The sequence below is a fragment of the Brevibacillus sp. FW306-2-1A-C05A genome (assembly GCF_058781555.1).
In genome coordinates, this window is record NZ_JBYSWV010000013.1 from 1 (window position 1) to 25,390 (window position 25,390).

General features: G+C 55.8%; 25 protein-coding genes and 1 pseudogene. 14 read left to right on the forward strand and 12 right to left on the reverse strand.

Annotated features, from left to right (window positions below; all coding sequences use genetic code 11):
- Window positions 1-122: 122 nt before the first annotated feature.
- From AC3WJN_RS10200 to AC3WJN_RS10210, 3 genes are all read right to left on the reverse strand, one after another.
- Window positions 123-257 (reverse strand): hypothetical protein, encoded by a 135-nt coding sequence (locus AC3WJN_RS10200; RefSeq protein ID WP_005833986.1) that lies wholly within the window; start codon window positions 255-257, stop codon window positions 123-125.
- Between the two features lie 26 nt (window positions 258-283).
- A complete protein-coding gene (locus tag AC3WJN_RS10205; protein WP_007780905.1) occupies window positions 284-571 on the reverse strand; it encodes a hypothetical protein in 288 nt (95 codons plus the stop codon).
- Between the two features lie 98 nt (window positions 572-669).
- Window positions 670-1,083 (reverse strand): Lrp/AsnC family transcriptional regulator, encoded by a 414-nt coding sequence (locus tag AC3WJN_RS10210; protein WP_005833991.1) that lies wholly within the window; start codon window positions 1,081-1,083, stop codon window positions 670-672.
- A 122-nt stretch (window positions 1,084-1,205) separates the two neighbouring features.
- On the opposite strand from AC3WJN_RS10210, the gene AC3WJN_RS10215 reads away from it, so the two are divergent.
- From AC3WJN_RS10215 to AC3WJN_RS10235, 5 genes are all read left to right on the forward strand, one after another.
- Window positions 1,206-1,973 (forward strand): MBL fold metallo-hydrolase, encoded by a 768-nt coding sequence (locus AC3WJN_RS10215; protein WP_007780912.1) that lies wholly within the window; start codon window positions 1,206-1,208, stop codon window positions 1,971-1,973.
- Between the two features lie 155 nt (window positions 1,974-2,128).
- Window positions 2,129-2,722 carry a winged helix-turn-helix domain-containing protein gene (locus AC3WJN_RS10220; protein ID WP_007780915.1) on the forward strand — a complete coding sequence of 198 codons (594 nt, stop codon included), beginning with the start codon at window positions 2,129-2,131 and terminating at the stop codon, window positions 2,720-2,722.
- Window positions 2,719-2,982, forward strand: coding sequence for a hypothetical protein (locus AC3WJN_RS10225; RefSeq protein ID WP_007780918.1), 264 nt, complete (start codon window positions 2,719-2,721; stop codon window positions 2,980-2,982). The genes AC3WJN_RS10220 and AC3WJN_RS10225 overlap by 4 nt, the downstream gene beginning before the upstream one ends.
- A gap of 40 nt (window positions 2,983-3,022) precedes the next feature.
- A complete protein-coding gene (clpP, locus tag AC3WJN_RS10230) occupies window positions 3,023-3,604 on the forward strand; it encodes an ATP-dependent Clp endopeptidase proteolytic subunit ClpP (protein ID WP_005834000.1) in 582 nt (193 codons plus the stop codon).
- Between the two features lie 187 nt (window positions 3,605-3,791).
- Window positions 3,792-5,480 carry a methyl-accepting chemotaxis protein gene (locus tag AC3WJN_RS10235; RefSeq protein WP_007780921.1) on the forward strand — a complete coding sequence of 563 codons (1,689 nt, stop codon included), beginning with the start codon at window positions 3,792-3,794 and terminating at the stop codon, window positions 5,478-5,480.
- Between the two features lie 221 nt (window positions 5,481-5,701).
- On the opposite strand, the gene AC3WJN_RS10240 is transcribed toward AC3WJN_RS10235, so the two are convergent.
- The gene (locus AC3WJN_RS10240) at window positions 5,702-6,949 is read right to left on the reverse strand and encodes an MFS transporter (protein WP_237716615.1); all 1,248 of its coding nucleotides are present in this window, start codon (window positions 6,947-6,949) and stop codon (window positions 5,702-5,704) included.
- Window positions 6,950-7,051: 102 nt separating this feature from the next.
- Between AC3WJN_RS10240 and AC3WJN_RS10245 the strand changes: the two genes are divergently transcribed.
- The 3 genes from AC3WJN_RS10245 to AC3WJN_RS10255 all read left to right on the forward strand — a co-directional run bounded on the left by AC3WJN_RS10245 (window position 7,052) and on the right by AC3WJN_RS10255 (window position 9,902).
- On the forward strand, window positions 7,052-8,884 hold the full coding sequence (locus AC3WJN_RS10245; RefSeq protein ID WP_007780927.1) for an SgrR family transcriptional regulator: 1,833 nt from the start codon (window positions 7,052-7,054) through the stop codon (window positions 8,882-8,884).
- A 157-nt stretch (window positions 8,885-9,041) separates the two neighbouring features.
- The gene (locus AC3WJN_RS10250) at window positions 9,042-9,404 is read left to right on the forward strand and encodes a cupin domain-containing protein (RefSeq protein ID WP_429787744.1); all 363 of its coding nucleotides are present in this window, start codon (window positions 9,042-9,044) and stop codon (window positions 9,402-9,404) included.
- A gap of 51 nt (window positions 9,405-9,455) precedes the next feature.
- Window positions 9,456-9,902, forward strand: coding sequence for a metal-dependent hydrolase (locus tag AC3WJN_RS10255; protein WP_237716571.1), 447 nt, complete (start codon window positions 9,456-9,458; stop codon window positions 9,900-9,902).
- A 53-nt stretch (window positions 9,903-9,955) separates the two neighbouring features.
- Here AC3WJN_RS10255 and AC3WJN_RS10260 read toward each other — a convergent pair whose 3' ends face one another.
- The gene (locus tag AC3WJN_RS10260; RefSeq protein ID WP_005834013.1) at window positions 9,956-11,602 is read right to left on the reverse strand and encodes a DUF6583 family protein; all 1,647 of its coding nucleotides are present in this window, start codon (window positions 11,600-11,602) and stop codon (window positions 9,956-9,958) included.
- A 287-nt stretch (window positions 11,603-11,889) separates the two neighbouring features.
- On the opposite strand from AC3WJN_RS10260, the gene AC3WJN_RS10265 reads away from it, so the two are divergent.
- From AC3WJN_RS10265 to pdxR, 6 genes and pseudogenes are all read left to right on the forward strand, one after another.
- The gene (locus tag AC3WJN_RS10265) at window positions 11,890-12,807 is read left to right on the forward strand and encodes a LysR family transcriptional regulator (RefSeq protein WP_005834015.1); all 918 of its coding nucleotides are present in this window, start codon (window positions 11,890-11,892) and stop codon (window positions 12,805-12,807) included.
- Between the two features lie 123 nt (window positions 12,808-12,930).
- Window positions 12,931-14,034 carry a citrate synthase/methylcitrate synthase gene (locus tag AC3WJN_RS10270; RefSeq protein ID WP_007776808.1) on the forward strand — a complete coding sequence of 368 codons (1,104 nt, stop codon included), beginning with the start codon at window positions 12,931-12,933 and terminating at the stop codon, window positions 14,032-14,034.
- Window positions 14,035-14,749: 715 nt separating this feature from the next.
- Complete coding sequence (locus AC3WJN_RS10275; protein ID WP_007776811.1) at window positions 14,750-15,778, forward strand: NADH:flavin oxidoreductase/NADH oxidase; 1,029 nt, start codon at window positions 14,750-14,752, stop codon at window positions 15,776-15,778.
- A gap of 159 nt (window positions 15,779-15,937) precedes the next feature.
- Entirely contained in the window at window positions 15,938-16,525 is a 588-nt protein-coding gene (locus AC3WJN_RS10280) for a TetR/AcrR family transcriptional regulator (protein WP_197187077.1), read from the forward strand.
- A gap of 36 nt (window positions 16,526-16,561) precedes the next feature.
- Window positions 16,562-17,641, forward strand: a pseudogene (locus AC3WJN_RS10285) (MFS transporter); the annotation flags it as partial.
- Window positions 17,642-17,710: 69 nt separating this feature from the next.
- A complete protein-coding gene (gene pdxR / locus AC3WJN_RS10290) occupies window positions 17,711-19,090 on the forward strand; it encodes a MocR-like pyridoxine biosynthesis transcription factor PdxR (RefSeq protein WP_005835559.1) in 1,380 nt (459 codons plus the stop codon).
- A gap of 374 nt (window positions 19,091-19,464) precedes the next feature.
- Here the strand turns inward: pdxR and AC3WJN_RS10295 are convergent, their stop codons facing one another.
- The 7 genes from AC3WJN_RS10295 to AC3WJN_RS10325 form a co-directional block, all read right to left on the reverse strand.
- The gene (locus AC3WJN_RS10295; protein ID WP_129552144.1) at window positions 19,465-19,593 is read right to left on the reverse strand and encodes a putative holin-like toxin; all 129 of its coding nucleotides are present in this window, start codon (window positions 19,591-19,593) and stop codon (window positions 19,465-19,467) included.
- Window positions 19,594-19,706: 113 nt separating this feature from the next.
- Complete coding sequence (locus AC3WJN_RS10300; RefSeq protein ID WP_007776828.1) at window positions 19,707-20,012, reverse strand: hypothetical protein; 306 nt, start codon at window positions 20,010-20,012, stop codon at window positions 19,707-19,709.
- A gap of 165 nt (window positions 20,013-20,177) precedes the next feature.
- Window positions 20,178-20,993 (reverse strand): ABC transporter permease, encoded by an 816-nt coding sequence (locus AC3WJN_RS10305; protein ID WP_005835554.1) that lies wholly within the window; start codon window positions 20,991-20,993, stop codon window positions 20,178-20,180.
- Window positions 20,990-21,976, reverse strand: a complete 987-nt coding sequence (locus AC3WJN_RS10310) for an ABC transporter ATP-binding protein (RefSeq protein ID WP_007776833.1) — start codon at window positions 21,974-21,976, stop codon at window positions 20,990-20,992. Before AC3WJN_RS10310 ends, AC3WJN_RS10305 begins: the two co-directional genes overlap by 4 nt.
- 16 nt (window positions 21,977-21,992) lie before the next feature.
- The gene (locus AC3WJN_RS10315) at window positions 21,993-22,802 is read right to left on the reverse strand and encodes an ABC transporter permease (protein WP_007776835.1); all 810 of its coding nucleotides are present in this window, start codon (window positions 22,800-22,802) and stop codon (window positions 21,993-21,995) included.
- 1 nt (window position 22,803) lies between these two features.
- Window positions 22,804-23,895: an ArsR/SmtB family transcription factor gene (locus tag AC3WJN_RS10320; protein WP_007776838.1), complete on the reverse strand. Its 1,092-nt coding sequence runs from the start codon at window positions 23,893-23,895 to the stop codon at window positions 22,804-22,806.
- 155 nt (window positions 23,896-24,050) lie between these two features.
- Entirely contained in the window at window positions 24,051-25,382 is a 1,332-nt protein-coding gene (locus AC3WJN_RS10325; protein WP_237716574.1) for a DUF4129 domain-containing protein, read from the reverse strand.
- Window positions 25,383-25,390: the final 8 nt, after the last annotated feature.

A 25,390-nucleotide genomic window follows, 5' to 3' on the forward strand; every position in this document is an offset into this window, starting at 1 on the left:
CCCAGTCCAATACCGGGAATCGATCGCCGCTTAAGATAGCGTCTTTTTTTAGTGTCTACTTGACGGGGCTATGACCACAGACAGCCAGGCTTATTACTTTTTTCCGCCCAAAAACGGCGTGCTTATTTCCAGTTAACGAAATCGGACATTTGCGCGAAAGCGTCTGCCAAAGCGTGCAGGCTTTCTCCGGTCTGGTAAGCGAAAAGCGGCAAACCTACCACAAACAACAAAGCTTCTCCGATGTACTTGGCGATCATATGATCTACCTCCTTTTGGATTTTGTTCAAACAGCCAGATCCAAAAGGGAGCGGTATGTATCCTTGTCGCCATTCGCATGCCGCGCGCGCCGGAGCATGCGGAAGCGCAGCGGTTGCCTTGCTGCCATCGGATAAGTCTCAACCAGGCAAGGATTGATGGAAGGTCGATAGGTGTCACTGGAACTCCAACGAAACGCCTGTATTTGCGGGCGATGACAACGTCTGAGACAAAAAGCAGACGTAAAGCAGCCCACAAAAAGGGCGAGCAAGGCGAAGAAATCCTCCAGCGAAAGCAGCAACAGCATATCTTCCATGGCGATTCCCCTCCTTTCGTACCCATCATTCTACTCTTGTTCACATCATCAGGCAATACGTAAAAGAAGGGAGATTGCTTCTGGTCGGAATCGCTGCACTATTTGAGTTGGCCGATAGACAGGTTGACGCGGTAGTTGCCAAAGGGCAGGAGGTCGTCCAAAAAGCGGTTTAAGGCGGTGTGGTCCGCGACGTTGATTTTCAGCGTGTAGCAGCCTTCCCCGCTAATGCGATGAGCTTCGATGACTTCGCTGCGGCTTGCGACGAAGCGGGCAAAGCTCGAATGGTCGGTCGTCTTCATGAACATCGTGACCATCGCGGTGAGCGAAGGAGTCAGCTTTGCCTCGTCGACGATGGTCGTGTAGCCGATAATGACGCCTTGCTCCTCCAGTCTTCTGATCCGGTTGCCGACGGCTTGCCCGCTCAGATGGACCTGCTCGCCGATGTCTTTCCACAAAAGACGGCTGTTTTGACGCAGCAAAGCCAGAATGGCATGGTCGGTTTGGTCGAGCATGAAAATCTCCTTTCGCGGTGAAAGTGAGGCGCCGGATTTGTTTCGCGGCTACCTGCGTGCGTCTTTTACAATAAAAGCAAGTTACCACGATTATACGCCTGCGATTGGAGGAAAGAGAAGACATGCACATCCAACTTGTTCGACATGCTACGCTCAAAGTGACCTACGGCGGCCGCACGTTTTTGATCGACCCGATGTTCAGCGCGGCGGGGGAGCTGTCTGCTGTGCCAAATACGCCGCATCAGCGAGCGAATCCGCTGGTGGAGCTGCCTTTTTCCACGGAAGAAGTGCTGGATGGTGTGGAGGCGGTTTTGGTGACGCATACGCACAGAGATCATCTGGACGAAAAAGCACTCCGCTTGCTGCCCGCCGACCTGCCTGTTTTTTGCCAGCCGCCGGATGCGGACATGCTGCACCAGGAGGGCTTTTCCCATGTAAACGCGATCGAAAGCGAGCAGGAATGGCAAGGGATTCGCCTCTACCGCACAGGCGGAAGGCACGGGACAGGCGAGATCGGGAAACAGATGGGGCCAGTGTCCGGCTTTGTGTTGCAGGCACCTGGCGTGCCGACGCTGTACGTGGCAGGGGATACGGTCTGGTGTGCCGAGGTGGAGGAGGCCATCGGGCGGTTTGCTCCCGACGTGATTGTCGTGTTTGCCGGAGCGGCCCAGTTTTTGACGGGCGATCCGATCACCATGACGGGGGAGGACATCGCTCTTGTAGCGGCCGCCGCACCGGACAGCCACCTGTTCGTTGCGCACATGGAGACGTGGAATCACTGCCTGTTGTCACGCGCCGAGCTGCATAAGTTTTTGGCGAAAAGAAAGCTTCAGGACCGCGTGCGGATACCCGCAGATGGAGAGAGAATCGCCTACCCTGCTCCCCGGTAAAATCCCGACGGAAAAAGACAGATACAGCAGCTTCGCGAACGGGCGGAGCTGCTTTTTTCGTACGGTCATTTTTCGGGCTTGTCCAGCATTTGACAAATCGAATCTCACGTAATAAACTGTTTTTACGTAAATGATTAATGTCATGAGGTGTTGTTGTGGCGCACGAACAGCTTGAAACGTATGTTGTCGAGACGCCGGAGCAGGCGATGGCGCTGTTGAATCCGCTCAGGGCGGAGATTTTGAGCCGACTGGTGGAGCCTGCTTCAGCGGCAGAAGTGGCGCGGGGAATCAACGAGATTCCACAGCGCGTCAATTATCACCTGAAGGCTTTGGAAAAAGTCGGGCTGGTCAGACGGGTGGGAAGTCGGCAAGTCCGCAATCTGGTCGAGGTGCTGTATTTGGCGATCGCCCGGACTTACGTGCTCTCCGAAGGGCTGAACTGGGCGAACGACACGGTGCAGCAGATGAAGGACCAGGGGGCTTTGTCGCATTTAATCCATACGGCGGAGCGGATCAAGCGCGATGCCCTGCTCCTATTGGAGCGCTCGGATCAGGAAAAAGAAATTCCGAGTGCCACACTCGATACCAGCATTCGCCTCGCCAGCGCGGAGGAGCGGAGCGCTTTTGTCGAGGAATACGTGCAGTTGGTGAATCAGTTGGTCAAAAAGTATCAGACAGCAGCGCAGGGGCAGGAGACGTATCAGGTCATTCTCGCGGTGTATCCAAAAGAAGGAGGCGATCAGTCATGAAGGCTGAAGCCAAAGCAGCAGGCCAACCAAGGCCAGTCGTCGTGTGGGAAAGTCGGACCGAATCAAAGTGGGGCAATGTCATTGCGCTGCCTGCGAGAGACGGCGGCAGCGACGCTGTCGACAGGGAAGCCGCTGTGACCGCGTGGACAGTGGGGCCAAGCGACAACCCGGCTGTCGTCACGCAAGTCTCCTCCGGGTTTGGCAAAAGCAAGGCGGCTGTTGCGACGCCGCAGGCCAACAGCATGAGGCTGGCAGCGTAATCCATTCCATCCGTGAACAAATAATAAAGGAGGGTTTTGCATGAATCTGATTCCGGTAGTGGTGGAGCAGACGAGTTATGGAGAGCGTTCGTACGATATTTACTCCCGTTTGCTGAAAGACCGCATCATTTTTCTGGGCAGCGCCATTGACGACCAGGTTGCGAATGCGGTGGTGGCCCAACTGCTGTTTCTTGCGGCGGAAGACCCGAAAAAAGACATCCATCTGTACATCAACTCGCCTGGCGGCTCGGTGACAGCGGGAATGGCGATCATCGACACGATGCAGTTCGTCGCCCCGGACGTGTCCACAATTTGCACGGGAATGGCGGCCTCCATGGGCGCGATGCTACTGGTATCGGGAGCGCCGGGCAAACGCTACGCCCTGCCAAACGCGGAAGTCATGATTCATCAGCCGTGGGGCGGCAGCCAGGGGCAGGCGAGCGACATCAAGATCGCCGCAGAGCGAATCCTCAAGCATCGCAGCATGCTCTACTCGATTATCTCGGAGCGTACAGGCAAGCCAGTCGAGAAAATCGAAAAAGATGCCGACCGCGACTACTTCATGTCGGCAGCCGAAGCGCTTGAATACGGCTTGATTGATAATGTAATCGAAAAGCTGTAGCCGATAAAAAGATCATATGCTTGCAACGCATCCACGGACTGCTCCGCGGGTGCTTTTTCTTTTTGGCAAGCAATGGTGCATGAATTTTCCGACTAGTTTAGGGCCGATGGCGACGGGGAAAGAAAAAGGGTGGCAGCCGAGTATTTTCGACATAAATTTGTTTATTTCGACAGAAAGAGGCGCTCTGATGAAGATTAGAACGAAATTTATTCTCGCTTTTGGCGTGATTTTGGCCATCATGTTTAGCTCAGGTACATATATGTATATTCATACGAAAACATTGAAAGCTGCTTATGAAGAAATGCTCGATGACGGGGACCTTTTGACCGACTTGCGGGAGATGCAGTTTACGATCACGGGCCGAAACAATGACGAGCGCGGGTATTTGCTCACCGGAGACGAGGAATTTCGCGAGGAACTGAAGGAAAAGGCGGGCAAAGTGGAAGCCTTGTTCCAAAAAATGAACGAGTATGAGGACATTACCGCCAAGCAAAAAGAGACGCTGCAAAAAGCGCAGCAGCTATACGCGGCATATTTGGCGGCGAGCAACAAAGCGGTAGAAGCGCTTGACCAAGGCAAGCGGGAAGAGGCGCTGAGCCATCATTTCGGCATCGAGCGCCAATCGCGGAAGACGCTCGACTCGACGGTGAGCGGACTGATGGAGGACGTGCGCCAGGAAAAAGAGGCGGACACGCAGGAGCTGGCAGCGCAGGAAGCTGTGTCTGTGAACATTCAGATTGCGTTTAGTGTCGCGGGCTTTCTCATCGCTTTCGTAATCGGGGGACTGCTGGTTCGGGCGATCATTCGTCCGCTGAACCGGGTGAATGGCCAGCTTGCGGCCATAGCGGACGGAGAAGGCGACCTGACCCATGAGCTTACGGTATCATCCAACGATGAGATCGGACAGTTAGCTGCGTCGTTCAATCGGATGCTGGCGAATCTGCGCCAGCTCGTTTCGCTCATTCGCGGGCACGCCCAGCAGGTAGCGGCGGCGGCAGAGCAGTTGACGGCCAGCTCGGAGCAGACGAGCAAAGCGACCGAGCAGATCGCAGAAACGATTCAGGAAATGGCAGCAGGTGCGGACACACAGTCGCATCAAGTAGAAGAGGGCGACAAGGAAGTGCAGGAAATGGCTGCGGGCATCGAGCGTATTGCCGCCCGCGCCCAAAACGTTTCCGCTGCCGCGATGAACGCCTCAGAGCTGGCTACTGGCGGAACCCGGACGGTTCAGCTTGCGGTGGAGCAGATGAATGGCGTAGGCGAGACTATGGAGCAGCTTGCGCATGCAGTCAGCGGACTGGGAAGCCGTTCCGAGCAAATCGGGCAAATTGTCGAGGTCATCACGCAAATCGCTGGTCAGACGAACCTGCTGGCGCTCAATGCCGCGATCGAGGCGGCACGGGCGGGTGAGCAGGGCAGAGGCTTTGCGGTTGTCGCCGATGAAGTGCGAAAGCTGGCCGAGCAGGCTTCCGCGTCCGCCCAGGAGATCACGCAACTGGTTACGGCCATACGCGCAGAGACGCTCGAAGCAGTCTCGTCCATGCAAAAAGGCTCGCAAGAAGTGGCGGCCGGGATGGAGGGCGTAGCGCAGGCAGGCGAAGTCTTTTCGCACATTCGCGATGCCGTTGTCGGCGTGGCAAACGACGTGGAAAATGTCTCGGCCGCTTCCCGCGCCCTGACCAAGAGCACAGGAAAAGTCGCGTCGTCGATGGAACTGATCGCCTCCATCACGCAAACGGCCGTGACACGGACGCTGGATGTGTCCGCCGCCACCGAACAGCAGTTGGCCTCCATGCAGGAAATCCACTCTTCGGCGGCCTCGCTGGCCAATCTCGCAGAGGATTTGGAGAAGTTAATCAGCCGTTTCAAGGCGTGAGGATAAGGGAGTAACTGGGAAGCGGAAAAGCCACTTGCAGGCGTGAACAACCTGCGGGTGGCTTTTTTGACGGGCAAGACGACGAGGGAGCCGGGACAGCGGAGAGAGTCGGGTAAGCTGAGGGGGCGGGGCAAGCTGATAGAGTTGGGCCAGCGGAGAGGGCCGAGCCAGCCAAGAAAGCCGGAAAGCACCCCCACCCCCCTGAGCCTCGCTGCCCGCAATCATGCCAGCCGCCACAGGGCGAGCTTGCGATAGAGCAAAAAAATCAGCCCATTGCCGACGGCTGCGGCGAGAAATACCGCCCACGGGCCGAACGATACCGTCATGAAGCCGGAGCCGTAGATGGAAAAGACGATGCCCAGCTTGAAGATGGAGCCGGTAATGCCGCTGATCCGCCCGATCAAATGGGCCGGGGTAGTCTCCTGGCGAAACGTCCAGATGCACACATTTTCAACGGTAGAAACCAGCCCGGTGAGAAACAGCGACAGACAGAGCAACCACGTACTGCTGGCAAAAACCATGAGCAGGTAGGAGAAGCCGAGCAACAAAATCGTCGTGCCCATCAACTGCCCAATCGGAAAGCGCCGCCGCAGGGAGGCTACCACAGAGCTGCCAACAAGGCCGCCGAGACCGGCCGCGGACAGAACCAGCCCGAGCGTAGACGTGTCCAGCCGCAACTGGTCTTTGGCAAAGAAAATAATCATCGCGTCGTACATGCCGGAAGTCGCGTTGAGAAAAATGACGAGCAGGCTGATGCGCCACAGCGCCTGATTGCGCAAAAGCTCGATCCAGCCGGCCTTCAGCTCCTGCCAGAAGCCTGTTTTTGGCGCCGGGGGCGTATCGGTCTTTTCCAGAAACGAGATGGCGACAAAAGCCAGCAAATAGGCGAAGCCTGTAATCAACAAACCCGCGTGCAGGCTGGCGAGCAGCAGGATAAAGCCCGTGAGCGCCGGACCCATGATCTCGATGAACGTAGTCATGAAGGAAAAGCGGGCGTTTGCCGAGGTGAGCAGCGGTGTGGGGACAACCTGCTTGAGCATGCTGACCCGGGCATTTTGAAAGCCGTAGTGCAGGGCCATCAGCAAAAATCCGGCCACGTAGTAGTGCATGATCTGGGCCTGGCCCGCCGCTGACAAGCCGTACAGCAAAAACAGCAGCACCATTTGCCCGAACACCATCCATTGCGACCAGCGCTTTTTGGAAAAGCGGTCGACCCATACGCCAATGAACATGGCGAGCAGCAAATTGGGCAAAAACTCGATGCTTTTCATCGTCGTCATCGCCACGGGTGACTGGGTCATGTCGTACAAAATAAGCGGCAAGGCGAGTTCGTACACTTTGCTGCCGCAAGCGAGCAAAGTCGAGGTGCAAAACAGGACGAGAAACGGCCGGTTGCGCCAGAGCGAGGCGCTCTGCGGCGATTGCGGATTGGCCTTCGGTTTTGTTTGGCTGACCAGCATGGACATCATAACCCCCCTCTTTGTACTCCATTGTAGTTGGAAAAAGGGGAAGAAAAAGGGTAGAGTAATAAGAGAACAAGTTCCCCTTTTAACGAAAAGAGTGAGCGGACGATGCAGATTGTTTATCATTACTTGCGCTTGCGCCAGCATTTTGCCGACAGGCCGGAGGGCGAGGCGCTGGAGATTACGTTGAGCGAGTTGGCCGAGATTTTTTGCTGTACGGTTCGCAATGTCAAAAACATTTTGAAGCAATTCTCGGAGCAAGGCTGGATTGAGTGGATGCCGGGCCGGGGGCGCGGGCGAGGATCGCGGCTCGTCTTCGTGCGCAGTGCGGAGCAGATCGTCATCCCGCTCGCCAAGGCGCATATCCAGCACGGCGACCTGGAGCGGGCCATGCAGCTTCTCCATGAGTCGGAGCTGTCTGCAAGGGGCAGGGAACGCTTTTTCGACTGGCTCTCCGGTCAGTTTGGCTTTCGCAGTCAAACAGTGGAAACGCGCACATTGGACACGCTGCGCATGGCCTTTTACCGGACAATTCCTTTTCTCGACCCGGCGTTTGTCAACCGACGGACCGAATCGCACATGGTCAGGCAAATTTTCGATACGCTCATTCGGTACGACGAGAAGCAAAACACGTACAAGCCGCACCTGGCCCATTACTGGGAGACGAATGAGGACGGGACGAGCTGGACGTTTTATTTGCGAAAAGGCGTGTCTTTCCATCACGGGCGCGAGCTTACGGCTCATGATGTGATCTGGACGCTGGAGCGGGTAGCTGACCCAAAGACGAAATCGCCGTATTGGTGGATGCTGCAGGATGTCGTGCGCATGACTGCGCTGCGGGACACCGTACTGCAAATCGAGCTGCGCCGCCCAAACTGTTTGCTGCCCGCCTATTTGGCCTCGGATCGGCTGTCCATCGTTCCTTGGGACGTGGTGCAGCAAAAAGGGGAAGAGTACAGCCGTCTGCCAGTCGGGAGCGGGCCTTTTCGCCTGGTGGAAAACGACGAGCAGATGTTTGTGCTGGAGGCATTTCCGACTTATTTTCTCGGGAGGGCCCATTTGGATCGGGTGGAAATCTGGGTGGTGCCGCCATTCGACAAGCGCAGCGAAAAATTTTTCGCCACAGCGAAAGAGGTGCACTTCCAGACAGCGTGGAGCATGCCGAAGCCGCTGGGCAGATGGCAGGAGCTGAAGCAGGTAGAGCGGGGAGCGACTTATCTCGCCTTTAACCTGAATCGGCAAGGACCGCAGCAAATTCCCGCTTTCCGCCAGGCGCTCGATCGCATCCTTTCGCGCAAGCAAATGATCGCGGAGCTGCGCGGAAATCGTTACGGGCGCGCCTTCAGCTTTTTCCCCGAGGTCGCCGGAGTGGAGCCAGCGTTAGCCGAGCAGAGCTGCGAGAAAAAACGGACTGCCGTCATGCAAAGCGGCTACCGCGGAGAGTGCTTGAAGCTGTTTACATACGAAGGAGCGGGAAACGAAAACAACGCGGAGTGGGTACAGCGGCATTTGGCGGAGTGCGGCGTGGATGTAGAGGTGACTGTCGTGCCGATCGAGGAGTTGAAAAAGCCGGACGTGTTGCGGCAAGCCGATCTCGTTTTGGCGGGCGAAGTTTTTGATGAACAGTGGATTTTGGGCATGGTCGAGTTTTTCCGTTCGGATATCAGCTTTGTGCGTCAACTGTGGAGTCCGGCCTTGCGCGAGCAAATCGACCGCGAGCTGGAGCAGTTGATGGAGGAGCAGTCCGGGGAGTGCCAGCAAAGGAGGCTGCGCGATATCGAGCAGTTGCTCGAACAGCAATCGGCTCTCTTGTACCTGTACCATACGCGGCAGCATTCGGTCTACAACTCGGCGCTTGCCGGAGTCTCGCTGAATGCGCTCGGACAGGCCAACTACAAAGACATCTGGTTCAAACAGGAGCATGCTGCCGGTACAGATTGACGGAACACGCATGCGCGCGGGCATAAAAAAGAGGAGGTGTATTGGCTAGTTCCTCCTGCTTCTATTATAACATAAAGCTGAGGGAAATCGGAGTCTGTCCGCGAGGCGGCAATTGCGCTAAGATAGGGGTTCAATGACAAAAGCTGGGGGAGAGGCTATGAAACGTTTCCGGTTCGACAGACAGGCAGGCAAGGAGATCGAACGTTTTGATTCTGTCAGCGCTGTGTTTTCCCGTATCGTGCGCACAGACGAGCCAGTGTCTATCGGCTGCATTCATCTGCAGGCTGGCGGAGTAGTGGGCTACCATCCGGCTGTTTGCCCGCAGCTTTTTCTCGTGGTCAGCGGAGAAGGCTGGGTGCGGGGAGAGGATGACCAGCGCATTCCGATTCAGGCGGGACAGGCGGCTTTTTGGGAGACGGGAGAAGGGCACGAATCGGGAACCGAGTCCGGCATGACGGCGATCGTCATCGAAGGCGAGCGGCTCGATCCGCAAAGTTTCATGCCGCTCTTGGACGCATAGCTCTTCACGCCAACTGGGCAAAAGCGAACGAGAACATCTTGGAAAGTCGGTGTGAAACAGCAAATGACGTGGAAGACACACATGCTTCTGGGCGCAATCGCGGGCTACTGGGCGTACCCCTCCTGGGAGGGCAGCGTGATTGGAGCCACGATGGCGCTGGTGCCGGATATCGATCAGGCGCGAAGCAAGCTGGGGCATCTTTTCGGCCCTTTTTCGAAAATGCTGCAAAGAGGACTGGGCCACCGGACGATCACTCATTCCTGGGTCATCCTGCTGCTGCCGGCCCTTTTTTGGGGCGATACGCCAGCGGGCTGGGCTGCTCTTTGGGGGGTGCTGTCGCATCTGGTCAGCGATATGCTGGTGGGGCGTATTCAGCTTTTTTGGCCGCTGCGGACGGGGTGGATCGGCCTGCGGCTGTCGAAGACGCTCTATCGCACGGTAGACCGGCTCGTCTTTTACGCGGCGATCGGATTCATCATCTACATGGGATATCGGTAGAAAAAAAACCCTGCCTTGTGGACAGGGTTCTTTGCTTATCGCAGGTGCGCGGCTTACGGCATCATGAATTGCTGCACCAGCTCGGCGTTTTCTTGCATGAATTTTTGCGCTGCGGTTCCTGCTTCCTGCTGAATTTCCATCATTTGCTCGTCGGTGAGGTTTGCGAGGTTGATGGCATTATCAGCCGTCATCGCCGGAATCTCCAGCGCTTTTCCGAATTCTTGCTTGGACTTCACTTTCAGGCTGAATCCTTTTGGCATGTCAGGAGTCGGATTGTCGAAGTTGATTTTCACGCTGCCATCGGAATCGCGGCCGTTGTCTGTCGTCGTTTCGGATACGGTGATGTTCCCGTTCAAAGCGACTGGCTCGGAGTATTCATCCGCTACGACGAGAGCGAAGTCGTATTTGCCTGTTACTTTTTGGCCTTCCTTCACGGATTCGAACGTGGTAGCCAGATCCAGAGCAGGCTGCTCGTTGTCTTTGACCATCACGCTCAGCTTGCCGTTTGTTTTGCCGTTTTGCTCGGTCGCTTTGTACGTGTAGGACAGCTCGCCGTTTTTCGGGTCTTCCGGATTGTGCAGGGCGTAGCGATAGAATCTGTCTGCGCCTTTTTGGTAAGCGATGCCGCTGAAGAACAGTTGCTCTTCCTTGTTGTCTTTTCCGGTAAACATCAGCTTGCGGGACAGAATTTGGTGATCGCCGTCTACGAGCACGACCATTTTGAGCTGTTCCTTGCTTTCTGTAGTGGAGTCGTTGATGTCTTTCAGCAAGTCGTCGAAGCCTTGGTCGTAGTTTTTCTTGAATTCTTCCTTGGAAATTTCCTCTACGGCGTAGCCGCTGTCAGCCATCAATGTCGAAACATTGTGGTAGCGGGTGTAGATCAGGTCAAACAGCTTTTGGTCCGCTTTTGCCTTCTCCGCGAGCTTCGTTGCGAGGGCTTTCGCTTCTTCTTCGGTAAAGGTTACGGTGATTTCACGCGCGCTTTCCTTGAAGCCTTCTTCCGTGAAGGAAGCGTCCTTGTTGATGGTCACCTGGCTGTCCTTGATCGATTCCGCGTACAGCATCGCGTAAGGCGTCAGCGTGCTTTTCACTTCATCCTGGCTGATGCGGACAGCTTCCATCAGGTCACGATAAGTGAGGAAGCGCTTCGGCAGCTCTTGGCCGAACTTTTGGTTGAGCGCATCGCGGTCTTTCAAATCCATATAGCCATACTTGGAGTAAAACTCAGGCAGACGGAAACCGAACTGGGTGTCGTTCAGGAAATATTCAATAGTAGCCAGCTTCTTGTCCTTGAGATGGACTTCGAAGTTGCCTTGCTGCTGGTTTTTTTGCTCGTCGATGTTGCTTTGCATCACAATTTTTGCACTTTTCAACAGTTCGAGTACCTTCTGGGCTTGCGGGTCCGGGAGGGCAGCATCTACTGTAATGTCAGACAGCTCCGTAGTGGAGTGTACAGGTTTTTCCAGATATGGCTTCATGTAGTCTTCGTATTCCCCATAAGCCTTGGACATGTCAGATGAGAACTTCAGCATGCTCTCAGCTTCGGATTGCAGGTAGATCGTTTTCGCGCTTTTGAACAAGTCGAATTTGGCGTAGGCTGTTCCAAGCCCGCCCAAAATTACGACAGCAGCCGCTCCGGCAATTAACAGCGGCTTTTTCAAGCTTTTGCGTGGCGGGTTCACGTTTGTTGTGGTTTCCATGAGTTCCTCCCCTTTGTGACTATCTCTCTTTGGCGTGCGAATGCAAATGGTTTTTCGCACTCGATTTTGTATTGTACCATAAGGAGGATGGATGAAAGTGATTTCCAGTAAAATATTTCAAAAAAGAGGAAGAAAGACCCAAAAATAGGGCAGGCTGTTATGCAAATTCACCCTGGGACCGTTTTGTCTGATCCTTTCTTTCGTTTTCGGTGGGAATCGACGAAAATGGATGGTACAAGCAGGTTTTTGGGGGCTATAGAGACAAGAGATGGATAGGAGGAGATCGTGTGGACTTTCGCGTGCTGCAAACGTTTCTGGTGGCGGCTACAACCGAAAATTTTCATCAGACGGCTGAGGCGTTGTTTATCGCTCAGCCCACTGTCAGCCAACATATCCGGCAATTGGAAAAGGAGCTGGGGATCAAGCTGTTTGAACGCGTCGGCAAGCGCGTTCGGCTGACGGCAGCAGGCAAGCGCTATCTGCCGCATGCAAAAGGGCTTTTGGAACAGTGGCACCACAGCATGGAGGATTTGCAGGCGTGGCGCCAAGGGTATCGGGAAAAGCTCCAGGTGGCAGTCTCGCCGATCATTGCCCGTGCCCGCTTCTCCCATTTGCTTCACCGTTTTACCAGGCAGTATCCCGATGTCGACATCTCGATCAAAATTGCCGACTCCGTCGAGATCGGCCCGCTGGTTCAGAGTGGACAAGTAGACCTGGGACTGACCCGGATGGTGCCCGGAGAGTTCCAGTTGGACACGTACATGCTGTACGAGGACCCGGTTGTATTTGCGGTACCGCACAGCGGCGGGGACATAGACGCACCGCTGCCCGATTGGGAGCAGGAGGTGCAGTCCAACCGTTTGCTGACCCACAATCACCCGGGCTACTGGGACGAGCTGCTGCTGCTTTTGCGCCAGAGAGGGCTGGCCTTGCGCACGATGGCTGTCTCGCAGGTGGACATTACCAAACGCTTCATTGAAGACGGGCTTGGCGTCTCTTTTTTGCCACGTTCGGCCGTGAGCCGGGATTTGTTCGAAAATCGCTTTATCGAGCTGCCTACGCCGGGACTTGTGTTGCCAAAGGTCGCCTCCTACCTGCTCGTGCCCAAAGCCGGGATCAGCGAGCCTGCGAAGCACTTCATGGAGATTTTGCAGGCGCTGTATCCGCCGATGTCTCCGGTCATGCAAGGAGGAAGCAAGGCATAGCTTGGGCTGCTGTAAACCCGAATGATTACGAAATGTGATTAATAGCGGGTTTTAATTCTATTTCCCTTTCATATTGATAATCGATATACTGGAGGGAAAAGAGATGAAAAAGGAGTGGCGATCATGACAAAACAACATCCTTTGGCAATTGGTCTGGATGGAATCGCCGTAGCAGAAACAGACCTGAGCCTGGTCGATGGAATTAACGGACTGCTTGTTTACCGCGGGCATTGGGCACGCGATCTCGCTATTCATCACACATTTGAAGAAGTCGCACACCTGCTCTGGTTCGGACATATGCCAAGCGAGCAGGAGCTTACAGAATTGAAGAACAAGCTCAAAGCAAACCGCGAACTGCCGGAGCATGTCAAAGGAATCCTGAAGCTGATTCCGGCAGATGTCGATATGATGAGCGTGCTGCGCACGTGTGTTTCCGCTCTGGGCAGTTCCTCCCACGGCTTCCCGCCAACCATTGATGAGGTCATCGCGCTGGCAGCGAAAATGCCGACGATTGTCGCGTACCGCTTCGCCTGTCTGGAAGGCCGCGAGCCGCTCGACCCGAATCCGGAGCTGGATCACACGGCAAACTACCTGTACATGTTAAAAGGGGAAAAGCCGAATCCGGCTCATGTGCGGGCGCTGGATGCGTACCTGATTTTGACGCAGGAGCACGGCATGAATGCCTCTACCTTCGCAGGCCGCGTCGTCAGCTCTACAGAGTCTGACCTGATTTCTGCGGTTACGGCGGCCATCGGCACCTTGAAAGGTCCTCTGCACGGTGGCGCTCCGTCCGAAGTGACCGAGATGATCGAAGCGATCGGCACGAAGGAAAACGCGGAGCCGTGGCTTCGCAACAAGCTGGAAAACGGCGGCCGCCTGATGGGATTCGGACACCGCGTCTACAAAACCGTCGACCCGCGGGCAACCGCTTTGCGCGTCGTCGCTTCCGAGCTGTCGGCCAACGATCCGTGGTTTGACCTCGCGACACACGTAGAAAAGGTCGGCCTGCAACTGCTGGAAGAATACAAGCCAGGCCGCAAGCTCAATACAAACGTCGAGTTCTTTGCCGCCGCAGTGATGCGCGCGGTAGGGCTGGACGACAACCTGTTCACGCCGACGTTCGCCGTCAGCCGCGTGGTTGGCTGGACCGCTCACATTTTGGAGCAAGCCGCGAAAAACCGGATCATCCGTCCTCAATCGAATTACATCGGCACCATGCCGGAATAATAGAGAAGGCGTCTTGTCTTTTGTTTTGGAGAAAAGCTATCCGTTGGCGCGGGTGGCTTTTTTTGCTGCAGAAATGAGTTGGGGCAAGGCTGTACGCCGGGTCAGATCAGGCAGGGCTTGCTTGTGCAGGTGAGGTGATAAGACGGCAGTTTTCGTAAGCGAGACACCGTGCGCTGACGGTTAATTGTGGTCGTAGCGATGGACGGAGAAAATAAGAGGAAACGGTTTAGGTGCTTTGGCTTCCGGTAAGGGAGTTGGGGCTGTCTGCTTCGTATGGGTGGAGGGAAAACGCGTTAAATGAAGGGAGTCTGGGCAGGTTGCTGGTTCGAGGTTGACGATGATAAAAGGCGTGTTTTGGCTTTTAGCTGGAAGGCTGGTCGAGCGGCATCGGCAATAGACTTCCGAGTATTCGCTACCAATTCTTTTTTTCTTGCTTTTTGTAACCCATCGACGAACACATTCGCTCCTGACGAGGAAAGAGGAGAAATCCGCGAAAGCTCTTTGGGATACCGACCGGGCAGTCTAACCCCCAGCGGGTATCCCAAGAAGCTCCAGCCATCTCGTCTCATTCCTTCCCCCAACAAAAGCACCGACGAAGCAAACCATGCTGACCTTTTCCAACCGCCCCACCAGAAAATCCCCAAAGTGCAGCCAAGGGATTGCAGAGCACGCTAACTTTTGGCATGATAATGAAAAAAAGTAAGGAGTGGAACAAATGGCTTTGTTGTCTACCCCGTTTCAGTTCAAAGGATTGACCTTGAAAAATCGCGTAGTCATGCCGCCGATGTGCCAATACTCCGTGGAAGCGCAGGACGGTACGCCGACAGACTGGCACTTCGTTCATTACGTGTCCCGCGCGGTAGGAGGCACAGGCCTCATCATCGTAGAGATGACAGACGTAGAGCCGGACGGCCGCATTTCCAACTACGACCTCGGACTGTGGTCCGACGAGCAGATTCCCGCGTACAAGCGAATCGTCTCGGAAGTTCACAAATACGGCGCGAAAATCGGCATCCAGATCGGGCATGCGGGCCGCAAAGCGGAAGACGCGGAAGTTCCCGTGTCTGCATCCGCGATTGCGTTTCCAGGCTCCCGCTACAAAACGCCGCGAGCACTGACCACAGAAGAAGTCAAAGCGATGGTCGTCAAGTTTCAGGAAGCGGCAAGACGCGCGGTGGAAGCAGGCATGGACACGATCGAGATTCACGGCGCTCACGGCTACTTGATCCACCAGTTCCACTCCCCACTGACAAACGTGCGGGAAGATGAGTACGGACGCGACAAAGCTTTGTTTGGCGTGGAAGTCATCGCCGCCATCAAAGAAGTGATTCCAGCAGACATGCCGCTCATCATGCGCGTCTCTGCCGTGGAATACGTAGATGGCGGATATGGCCTGGACTACAGCACAGAGCTGTGCCGCAGATACAAGGAAGCAGGCGTCGACATTTTCCACCTGTCGAGTGGCGGCGAGGGCCCGATCGGCTCCGGCGGACGTCCGGGAATCCACCCTGGCTATCAGGTTCCGCTTGCCCGGGCGATCAAGCAGGCGCTCGATGTTCCGGTCATCGCGGTAGGGAACCTCGACGATCCGAAGCTGGCAGAAGCAGTGATTGGCAACGGCGACACAGATTTGGTTGCAGTAGGCCGCGGCATGCTGCGCGATCCGTACTGGGCGCTGCATGCAATCCACGCGCTGTCGGCTGAAGAAGCCCAGCCGCCACGGCAGTATGCGCGCGCGTTCTAAATGACATTTTTCAGAAGAAAGCGGGGCAACCTTTCATGCCGCGATGTGGCGGACATGGGGGGAAGCCCTTTTTCTTGTGCAAGGATTGACACAACCTGGAAAGACGTATAAGACAAATGTCAGTCAGTACTGACAATCGTTTTTGAGGATGAGGGAAGCATGGACAGCAATCGTCTCAGCAGCAGTGAACGACTGATGATGGCAGCCATTGATCTTATCGCGGAAAAAGGCTACAACGGTGTCACGACGCAAGAAATCGCGGCCGCGGCAGGTTTGAGTGAAAAGACGCTGTTCCGCCAGTTCGGCAGCAAGCGCAATCTGCTGGAGAGCGCTTTTGACCGTTTTCATTATACGGAGGAGATGACAAAGCTGTTTGCGGAGCGGCTCGTGTGGGATTTGCGCGCAGACCTGCTTTTGGTCAGCCGGACGTACCATGAGCTGATGAACCGAAACCGGAAAATGATCTGGATCAGCATCAAAGACGAAGGACAACTGCCAGGCTTCCGCGAGCGCACGCAAAAGCATCCCCGCCAGCTTTTGACCGGGTTGACGAATTACTTCGCAGAGATGGGCAAAAGGGGCAAAATCGTGCCAACCAATCCGGAAGTTCAGGCGACGGCTTTCATGATGATGAACTTCGGAGCGTTCATGAACAATCTGGATGGGCCGGACAACTTTTCGGGTGTCTCGCTGGAGGCGCTTATCGCGGAAAGCGTGGAGATTTTTGCTAGGGCGTTGACTCCCTAGTTTTTTTATCAAGCGAATGTCAGTCAGCAATCGTTTGCGCTGGCGCTCTTCGGCAGAATTTTGCAGGCGGCAGGGGCGGCCGCCATTCCGGCTACGGCGATGCTCATTCCCGTTCGCTATTTCCCGCCAGAGAGGCGTGGCTCTGTCCTCGGCATGACGGCAGTCGGGCTGGCGCTCGGCGGGGCGCTTGGGCCTGTGCTGTCGGCGCTCATCGTCAGCTTTGCGCATTGGCGCTGGCTGTTCGCCGTGCCGCTTTTGATTCTCGCGCCGCTGCCGTTTTACCGCAAATATTTGGCAGAGGAAGATACGCTCTCGCGCGGGTCTTTTGATTGGCTGGGCGGCGCTCTGCTCGGCGTTTCGGTCGCGCTGTTGCTTCTTGGAGTCACGAACGGTACGTGGTGGTTCCTACTTGGCAGCCTGCTTACACTGGCGCTGTTCATCGTGCGGATTCGCCGGGCTGCCGATCCGTTTGTGCAGCCGAAAATTTTTGCCAACAAACGCTACACGGCAGGACTTGTACTCGCGGTTCTTATCAACGGAATGGGGATCGCGCTGTACTACGTCAGCCCGCTGCTGCTTTCGTCCGTGCAAGAGCTGTCGACAAACTGGATCGGCTTTGTCATGGTCCCGGCAGCCGTTGCCTCGGCGCTTCTCGGCAGAGTGGGCGGGAAGCTCGCAGACAGGAAAGGGAACGCGTACCTGTTTTTTCTGGCGTCCGGCTTGCTGCTGGTCTGCTTTGGACTGCTCTCTACTTTTACGGGCATAGCGGTCATCGGGATTGCCTGCTTTTTGATCTTTGGCAATGTGGGCCAGTCGTTCATGCAAATTACGCTGGCAAATTCGATTTCCGCAACCTTGGCGAAGGAGCAGGCGGGAGTAGGGATGGGGATTTTTTCGATGCTGAACTTCATCTCCATGGGGATTGCTTCGGGGATTTACAGTAAAGTGATTGATCTTGGCGCAACGACCCAGTGGAATCCTGTGAACCCGTACGCGGCCGCCTTTGTTTACAGCAATATCTACCTGGTGCTTGCCGCTTTGCACGCGCTGATTTTCCTGTTCTACTATTTCCGCTTCGGCAAAACCCGTAGCTCCGGCTTGCAGGCCAACAGTTGAAGCGAATCCCCCAAAACGGCCAGTATGGTAGACTAAGGAAAAAAGGACGGCTGGAAAAGGGGAGGCGGTTTGCGGGAGCTGTCTGCCATCCGGTTTCGTGAAAAGGAACCGCTTTTTACGCAAATTTATCATTATCTAAAAGACGAAATCAGGCACGGCCATGTGCAGGACGAGGAATTTCTGCCTTCGATCCGCAGTTGCGCGCAATCGCTTGGCGTCAGCAAAAATACGGTGGAAGTCGCATACCAGTTGCTCGTCTCGGAAGGCTACGCCAGGAGCATCCCGAAAAAAGGCTACCAGGTCGTGTATCAGGCAGAGCGTCCTTCGATCACGCCAGCCGCAAGTCCGGGGGAAGCGCAAGCGGCGGACATTCGCATAGATTTTCGCTACGGCGATATCGAATTGGGGCGTTTTTCGTTTCAGCAGTGGAACAAACTTCGCAACCGCGTAATCGCTGACCACCAGCAGCGCTATATGGTCGAGGAGCAGCCACAGGGCGAGTTTGCCCTGCGCAAAGAGCTGGTGAAGCTGCTGCACGAGACGCGCAAAGTCGCGGCTGCGCCGGAGCAGATCATCGTCGGCGCGACTCCACAGCAGCTTGTGTCGGTTCTCGTTCAGTTGCTGGACAGGGAAAAGCAGGTCATCGGCGTGGAAAACCCCGGCTATGACGGGGCGCGAAACACGTTTGCAAACGGCGGCTATCAGGTGCGGGGCATATCCCTTGGGGCGGACGGCGTTTCTATGCAGGAGCTGGTCGATAGCGGGGCCGATGTCATGTACGTGAGTCCGTCGCAGCAGTTCATCCACAAGCTGGTCATGCCGCTCGAAAAACGGCATGCGTTGAGCGAATGGGTGCAGTCCCGGGCGTATATCGTGGAGGATGACTACGAGTGGGAGTTCAAGTACGAGGAAAGCTTTCTCCCCGCGATCCAGAGCCTGTCTCCGCAAAAGGTGGTCTACATCGGACGCCTGTCCAAAGCGCTGCTGCCTGTCTGCAACGTCAGCTATCTCGTCCTGCCGTATGAGCTGTTGGCGCGCTTTCACCAGCGGGTGCCGGAATACGATCAACCCGTTTCCAGGCTCGATCAGTTGACTTTGGCTGCATATTTGTCGGACGGCTATTGGCACAGGCACGTGCAGGCCATGCGCAAAAGCTACGCTGACAAGCGCAAGGCATTTCTTCAGGCCGTCTCCCGCTGGATGGGCGAGCGCGTGGAAGTGGAAGGGAAGGACACGGGACTGCACGCTTTTTTGACCGTGCAGAAAAAGGGCAGCGAAGCGGAGTGGATGGAGCGTGCTGCGCGGTGCGGCGTGAAGGTGTACGGAACAGCAAGGTACTGGGTGCATGACACGCGGCAGTATGCGACGGTATTGCTTGGGTACGGCGCTTTGAGCGAGCAGGAGATCGAGGAAGGCATTCGCCTGCTCGCTTCTGCCTGGTTCGGGTGACTGTACCCTTTTTTTCTGTCCCGCTCACCTTGTTCCATCTGTCCCTTCAAGCAGTGGCCCTTGCCCCTCTATGATGGACAAGAAAGCGACAAAGCAAAGGGGACAAACACGAGATGAGATTTATATTCGATCTGGACGGGACAATCTGCTTCAAAGGCCAGCCGATCTCCAAAGCCCGTTGTCAGTGAAGCGGGAAGGGTGCTAGGATGGAAATAGAAAAGTTATCAGTATTTCGACTGATGCAACGGGAACACTAAAAAGAAACCGACACGGTGCGGGAACACTATGTCGGCAGTACAAGACGGCCCCTTTCAGGGGATCGGCTCAAGTTTATTGCACGACTGACAAAATGACCGCCTTAGCCTGTCAAAGCTTTAAGGGCGGTCATTTCGTTTGGTCAGGGCAACGACGATTGCTACGACAAGGCTCAACAGTCCGACAAGAAAACCGCCAAACTGGAGCATGAGCGAAAGCGTTTCAGGAAGTACTTGCCACGCTCCCACGCTCCTTCCGTTTCCGACGCGGGAGATGAGCCGACCATCTAACTCAGCTTTGAACGGCTGAAAGAAGAAATCCGCCAGCGGCAAAGAGCGATCCAGACTGGCCCCAAGTATTATCAGACCAAATGCGCAAAATACGTATCAATTACAATATTTGTGCAAGTGTACGCCAACATAACCATCACAGCATATATCGCATAATCGAGTACAAGCTCCTTTTTATTTCTATGAAAACCTTTCCTATATATCACTTTCACAGTCCACACGACAATAACAAACCCCATGATGTAATAACCATTTTTCAAAAAGTGATAAATAGTAGTATCGCCAAGGGCATGCGGATCGGCTAGCAAAAATACGAGCATTTCTCCAAAAAAAGTATATACGACTGACAAACAGCACATGGCTACATACTTTTTCATGCATGACCACCAGCCTTTCCCTTTCCGCATGGTACTAGCCAGCCCACCCTTCATTGGAGCGGGCCGACTGACGTTCGTTACTCAGAACCAGCGATTGTCGTCATACCAGCTTGTACCTTCATGTCCCCAATATAGGCTACCCATCCTTGATTTTCCAGGAAAACCTCAATACATCACCATATTCCCCGTCTCTTTCATATGCCTTTCCGCTTTTTTCAACAGCAGGACCGTCGCCATCACCAGCACAAGCAAGACACCGACCAAAAGCGCCAATTCGGGCAGCAAGGACGCGAGCGAAGCCCCTTCCATCAGCAAACCGCGCACGAGCTGGAGAGCGTAGGTCAACGGAAAGCAAAAGGAAATCGCCTTGGCCCAGAGCGGATAAGCCATGGGCGGGAGGCGGACGCCGGAGAAAATCAGCATCGGCTCATCCAGCACGGTGTACAAAAAGCTGGAATCGCGGGAAAACAGAAACAGGACGCTCAAAAATCCACCCCAGACGATCGCCGAGCCGAGCAGGACGACAAAGGCGAGCGGCACTGCCCACCATCCGCTCAGGTGAACGCCGCCGACGAACAAAAGCGCAAGCAGCGTGAAGCAAAAGAACAGCCAGCCCCCCTCGACGAGCGAAGACAGCGAGCGCCCGTATAGAAAGGCCAGACGATTGACCGGGCTGATAAAAATCATCTCCATCGTCCCCGCCTCCCGCTCAAAGCTCATTTGCCAGGCAGACTGCACCAGGCACCAGAAAAAAATGTAGCCGAGATACCCGGTCAGCAAAAACAGGGGCAGTTGTTCCGGCGAGAGAAAGCGGGCAAGCGGCGAGTCAGCCCCCAGGCGAAAAGGGGCAAAAGAATAATACGCGGTCACAAACATGATGGCTGGCCAGATGAGCAGGCTGAAGTACACCATTTTGCTGTGAAAAGAATGGCGGTGCTCCTTCACCATTTCCGCCCACAGCAAGGAAGCGAGCTGTTTCATGCGCCTCTCCTTTCCGCCATGTGCAGGATGACGTCCTCCAGCGACGGCTGCTCGGTGTGCAGGCGCAGGACAGGCGATTGGTGGGCGGCCAAAAGCGAGAGCAGCGGAGTCGTCATATCGGTTTTGCCGCGCAAGGTCACTTCCCATGTCTGTTCGTCCGTCTCCGCGATTTCCCGCGTGCCGCCGTGGCGCAGGGCGAGCTTTTGCAGATCGGTGTCCAGCGTGTCGGAGAGGGCGGGGATCACGACGTGCAAAGCCGTCTCCAGGTGGAGCGAGCGAGTCAACTGCTCGGGCGTGTCGTGGGCGACGAGCTTTCCTTTGTCGATGATGTACACCTCGTCACACAGTTCCTCGACCTCGTGGATGTAGTGGCTGGTCAAAAGAATCGCTTTTCCGTGCTCTACAGCCAGTTCCTTGACATGCTTGCGAAGCTGTCTGGCGATGGGCGCGTCCAGCCCCAGCGTCGGCTCATCCAGGAACAGGTAGCGCGGGTCGTTGATGAGTCCGCGGGCGATTTGCAGCCGTTGCTTCATCCCTTTGGAGTAGCGCTCGACAGGCGTATCGGCCGCGTCCAGCAGTCCGACCTGCAAAAGCAAGGCGTCAATCCGGCTGCGCAGCGCCTGGCCGTGCAGTCCGTACAAGCTGCCGAAATACTGCAAGTTTTCCCGCCCGGTCAACCGCCAGTACAGCATCCGTTCGCCGCCCGCAATCATGTTGACCTTGGCCTTCACGAACCGATCGTCTTTTACCGCGTCATATCCGTCAACCGTAATCGTGCCGCTGGTCGGGGTGAGCAGCGTGGAGCACATTTTGATCGTCGTCGTCTTTCCCGCGCCGTTGATGCCCAACAGCCCGATGATTTTGCCGGGCACCATCCGAAACGAAACGTCGGAGACCGCCTCGACCTGTTTCCATTGCTGCCGGAGCCAGCCTTTTTTCTCCTTCACCCGATATACTTTCCGCACATTTTCCACAATCAGCATGAGAAAAAACCTCCTGTTATCCAAAGATTGATTCGACGACGCGCTTTTCCATCCGCCGCATGCCCCACACGCCGATCGCGAGGTAGACGAGCGACAGAGCCGCCATGTGGAAAAGCTGTGGGGAAACGGCGATCAGCGGCTTGCCCTGGATCACGCATTGGCGAAAAGCGTCCAGCGCAGGGGCAAGCGGCATGATCGCGCCCAGCGGCTGCAGCCATTCCGGCAAGTACGGGATGGGAAACGTGACGCCGGATACAAACGCCATGATGACAAACAGCGTGTTTTGCGTGATGTACGTATCGCGAAAGCGCAGCATCAGGCTGCCCAAGACGAGCGCCTGACAGAAAAACGCCCCGGTAGACAAAAGCCAGACAACGATAGCGCTCCCGATGTGGGCGTGGACAAGCGTAAGCCCGAACAAGGCGCCGACGATGACGATGACGGAAAATTCAAACACTGTGCGCATGAGCTGTTGGGCAACGTTGCCCAAAAAGTATCCTCTGCGCAGGGACGGGGTGAGCAATACCGCCTCCAGTGTTCCTTCCCGCAGCTCGGTAATGAGCGAGCGGCTGACATTCATCAGCGTGGAGACGGCAAAAGCGTAGAAGGCGCCGCCCAAAATGGCGTAGGACAAATAATCGTCTGTCCCCGTCAAATGCAAGAAACGGCCGTCCAACTGCCCGGCAAATACGTAATGATAGGCAAAGTAGGCGAACAGCACGGTGTACACGCCAGACAGGATGTGGCCGATGACGAACGACCACGGGTAGGCGCGCATCATCACCAGCGTATTGCGGACAAAGGTTGCTTTGGCAACTCGAAACACGTCAGTTCCTCCGTTCAGATGGTTTTGGCGGCGAGAGTGCAAGGCCAGGGGCAGGCATGTCGATGAACTCGTGAAGATCGACAGCCAGTTGTTCCAGCCGGGAAGTGATGCCGCGGTAAAACACGTACCGACCACGCCGCTCGCTCCAGACGAAGCCTGCCTCTACCAGCAGCTTCAAATGCTTGTTGACGGCTGGCTCGCTGATGCCGTGCAAGTCTGCCAACTGCTGCGTGCAGTAAGGGTGATCGAGCAGCGACTTGAGAATGGCCGTCCGCGTCGGATCGCTGAACACCTTCATTTTCAGCGTGAAGTCCGCGGGAATGGTTGAGGCTGTAGAGATGCCCGGAACGTCGACCGCAAAGCCGACGGAAATATGCTCCCCGCAAATGCCGAGCAGCAGGTGGGGCGAGACGAAGGTAGAGGCGCGCAGGTGGATGCCCGCCAGCTCGGAGTAGGCGAAGGTGTACGTCTGCGCTTTGTGAAACTGCAAAAAGTTCTCATGCACCTTCAGCCGAGGATGCACCTGCGCCAAAAAGCCGACCGGATCCGCGGCAATCCGCTCCTGTCCCTCGTGGACCGCGCGTACCAGCCAAGGTTCGATGCGCCGTTCCTCTGCCCGGAAAAAAGGGAGGTAGGCGTGGCAAAACTCAAGAAAACGGCGTTTTGTGGACAAGGGATGCCGCAGTAACTCCCGATGCTCCGGCTTGAGCTGCTCAAACAGATCGTCCGTGTGCCCTTGCATCCACTGTTGCAGTTGCCGGGGGTGATAGACAGGCCCCAGCATCAACTGGGCAAACTGTGCCGCATCCATTGCCTGCAACTGCTCCAGGCTGGCCTCGACGGAATGCTCGTATCGCTCCTCCCACGGCACCAGGAAGTCCATTGCATCGAGAAACTGGTTGGACATGTTGCTGAACTGGTGCAGCTTTTTCACAAGCGATGCGGGAAGCGCGGAGAGAGACTCCTGCGCCCAGCCAAGACGGCTCGTGTGGTGGTCAGGGTTGGCGAGCACGTGCAGGCTGAGAAAAAACTCGTGACCCGGTACGTACGCAATCGACAAATGCTTTTGCAGCCAAGTAGCCAGGTCTTGCATTGCGAAACCTCCTTTCTTTTCGATTAACCGTTTGGTGAATTGAATTTACGAGTGGGCAAAAGTGAAAAAATTATGCAAGAGGAAGAAACGGTTGTCAAGCGAAAAAAAGCAACCACAGACGCCGGGAGCGCGTGGTTGCTTCATGATCGTGCCCGTTACACTTCTTTTGGTTCACTCGGACTGCTGGTCTGCTCATAGGCCACCAGCGCCTGGACAGCTTGCTGCATGTCCGCAAGTTCTTGCTGCGACAAGGGATGTTCCTGGTAACGATACTGCTCGTAAAAGTCGGTGATTTTGCCTGCCAGCTCCAGTTGTGCCGCCGTCAGCGCAGGATGCTTTTGCAGCCGCTGCAAAAACTCCTGCGTCGTTTCATGCGGGTGGATCGTGACACCTTGCTTGCCCATCGTCTGCAAAAACTGGAAGTAGGCGTAGCGGGTCGCGTCGTCTGCGGGGCCAAGCGGTTTTTTGAACCATTTGGAGACATCCCATTCCGCCGCTTCGCCTTCAGCAGCGGGGGGCAGCGGGGCCAGATCAATCGCCGGGGCAGCCGTGATTGCTTTTTCCTCCTGCCAGTTGCGATTGCGCCGTTTCCACATGTACCTGCCCAACAGAAACAGCGCTACGACGACGACAAGCGAGATCAGATAAGGCTCCAGCAAGGAAAAGAGCGGTTCGCCCTGGCTGACAGGGTCCAGGGGAGGATTGCCGCCTTGCCCTTCGTTGTTCAGCACATTATGAACGCGCTGGTCTTTGTCCAATACTTGCGACAGCCCGGAAATCCACTCCGCCAGCATCTGCAAGGCAGGCTCGATCAGCATGTAAAGCCCGGTGCCAAGCGGTCCTTTCACCCACGACCAGAGCAGGCTCAACAAACCGAGCAGGGCAGAGGCAGCCGCCACATAGCCAACTGTCACAAGCAGGCGCGTCCCCAGCACCTGGCCTGCGAGCATCAGGCGGAGGCGGGCAGGCAGGCGGATGGGAAGGGCTTCCTCCCGCAGCAGGTAAGCCCCGACCGCGATCAGCACGTAGCTTGCGGTCACGAGGGCGAGCATGCCGAAGTAAGGGGCAGGCGAAAACGTCTCCGAATCAACGGCAGTTCCGTACAGAGCCGCGACAACCAACTGGATCAGGCAAACCATAAAGGCCAGAACGAACCGCCGCAGCAGACTGACATGGTTGATCCCGTTTGCAGCCGCTCCCTGAATCCGCCAAAAAAAGACGCCTGCCAGGGCGAGGGCGATCAGCCACGAGCCGAACAGAACAAAGCTGAGCACCCCGACGCCAAGCACAAACGGATAGAGCAAGAGATGCAACACGGTATGGCGGCCGCCGTGGTGATACAGCCAGCTTCCCGCGATCAGGAGCAGACAGCCAGCGAGGCAAAAGAACAGCAGCGCGCCAAAGTCTGCCGTCATCCAGCCAAGCATCATCAGCGAACCGCCAACGAGCAGCGCCTCCAGCCAAAAAGTAAGCGTCCATCGGCTCACGAGGGAAA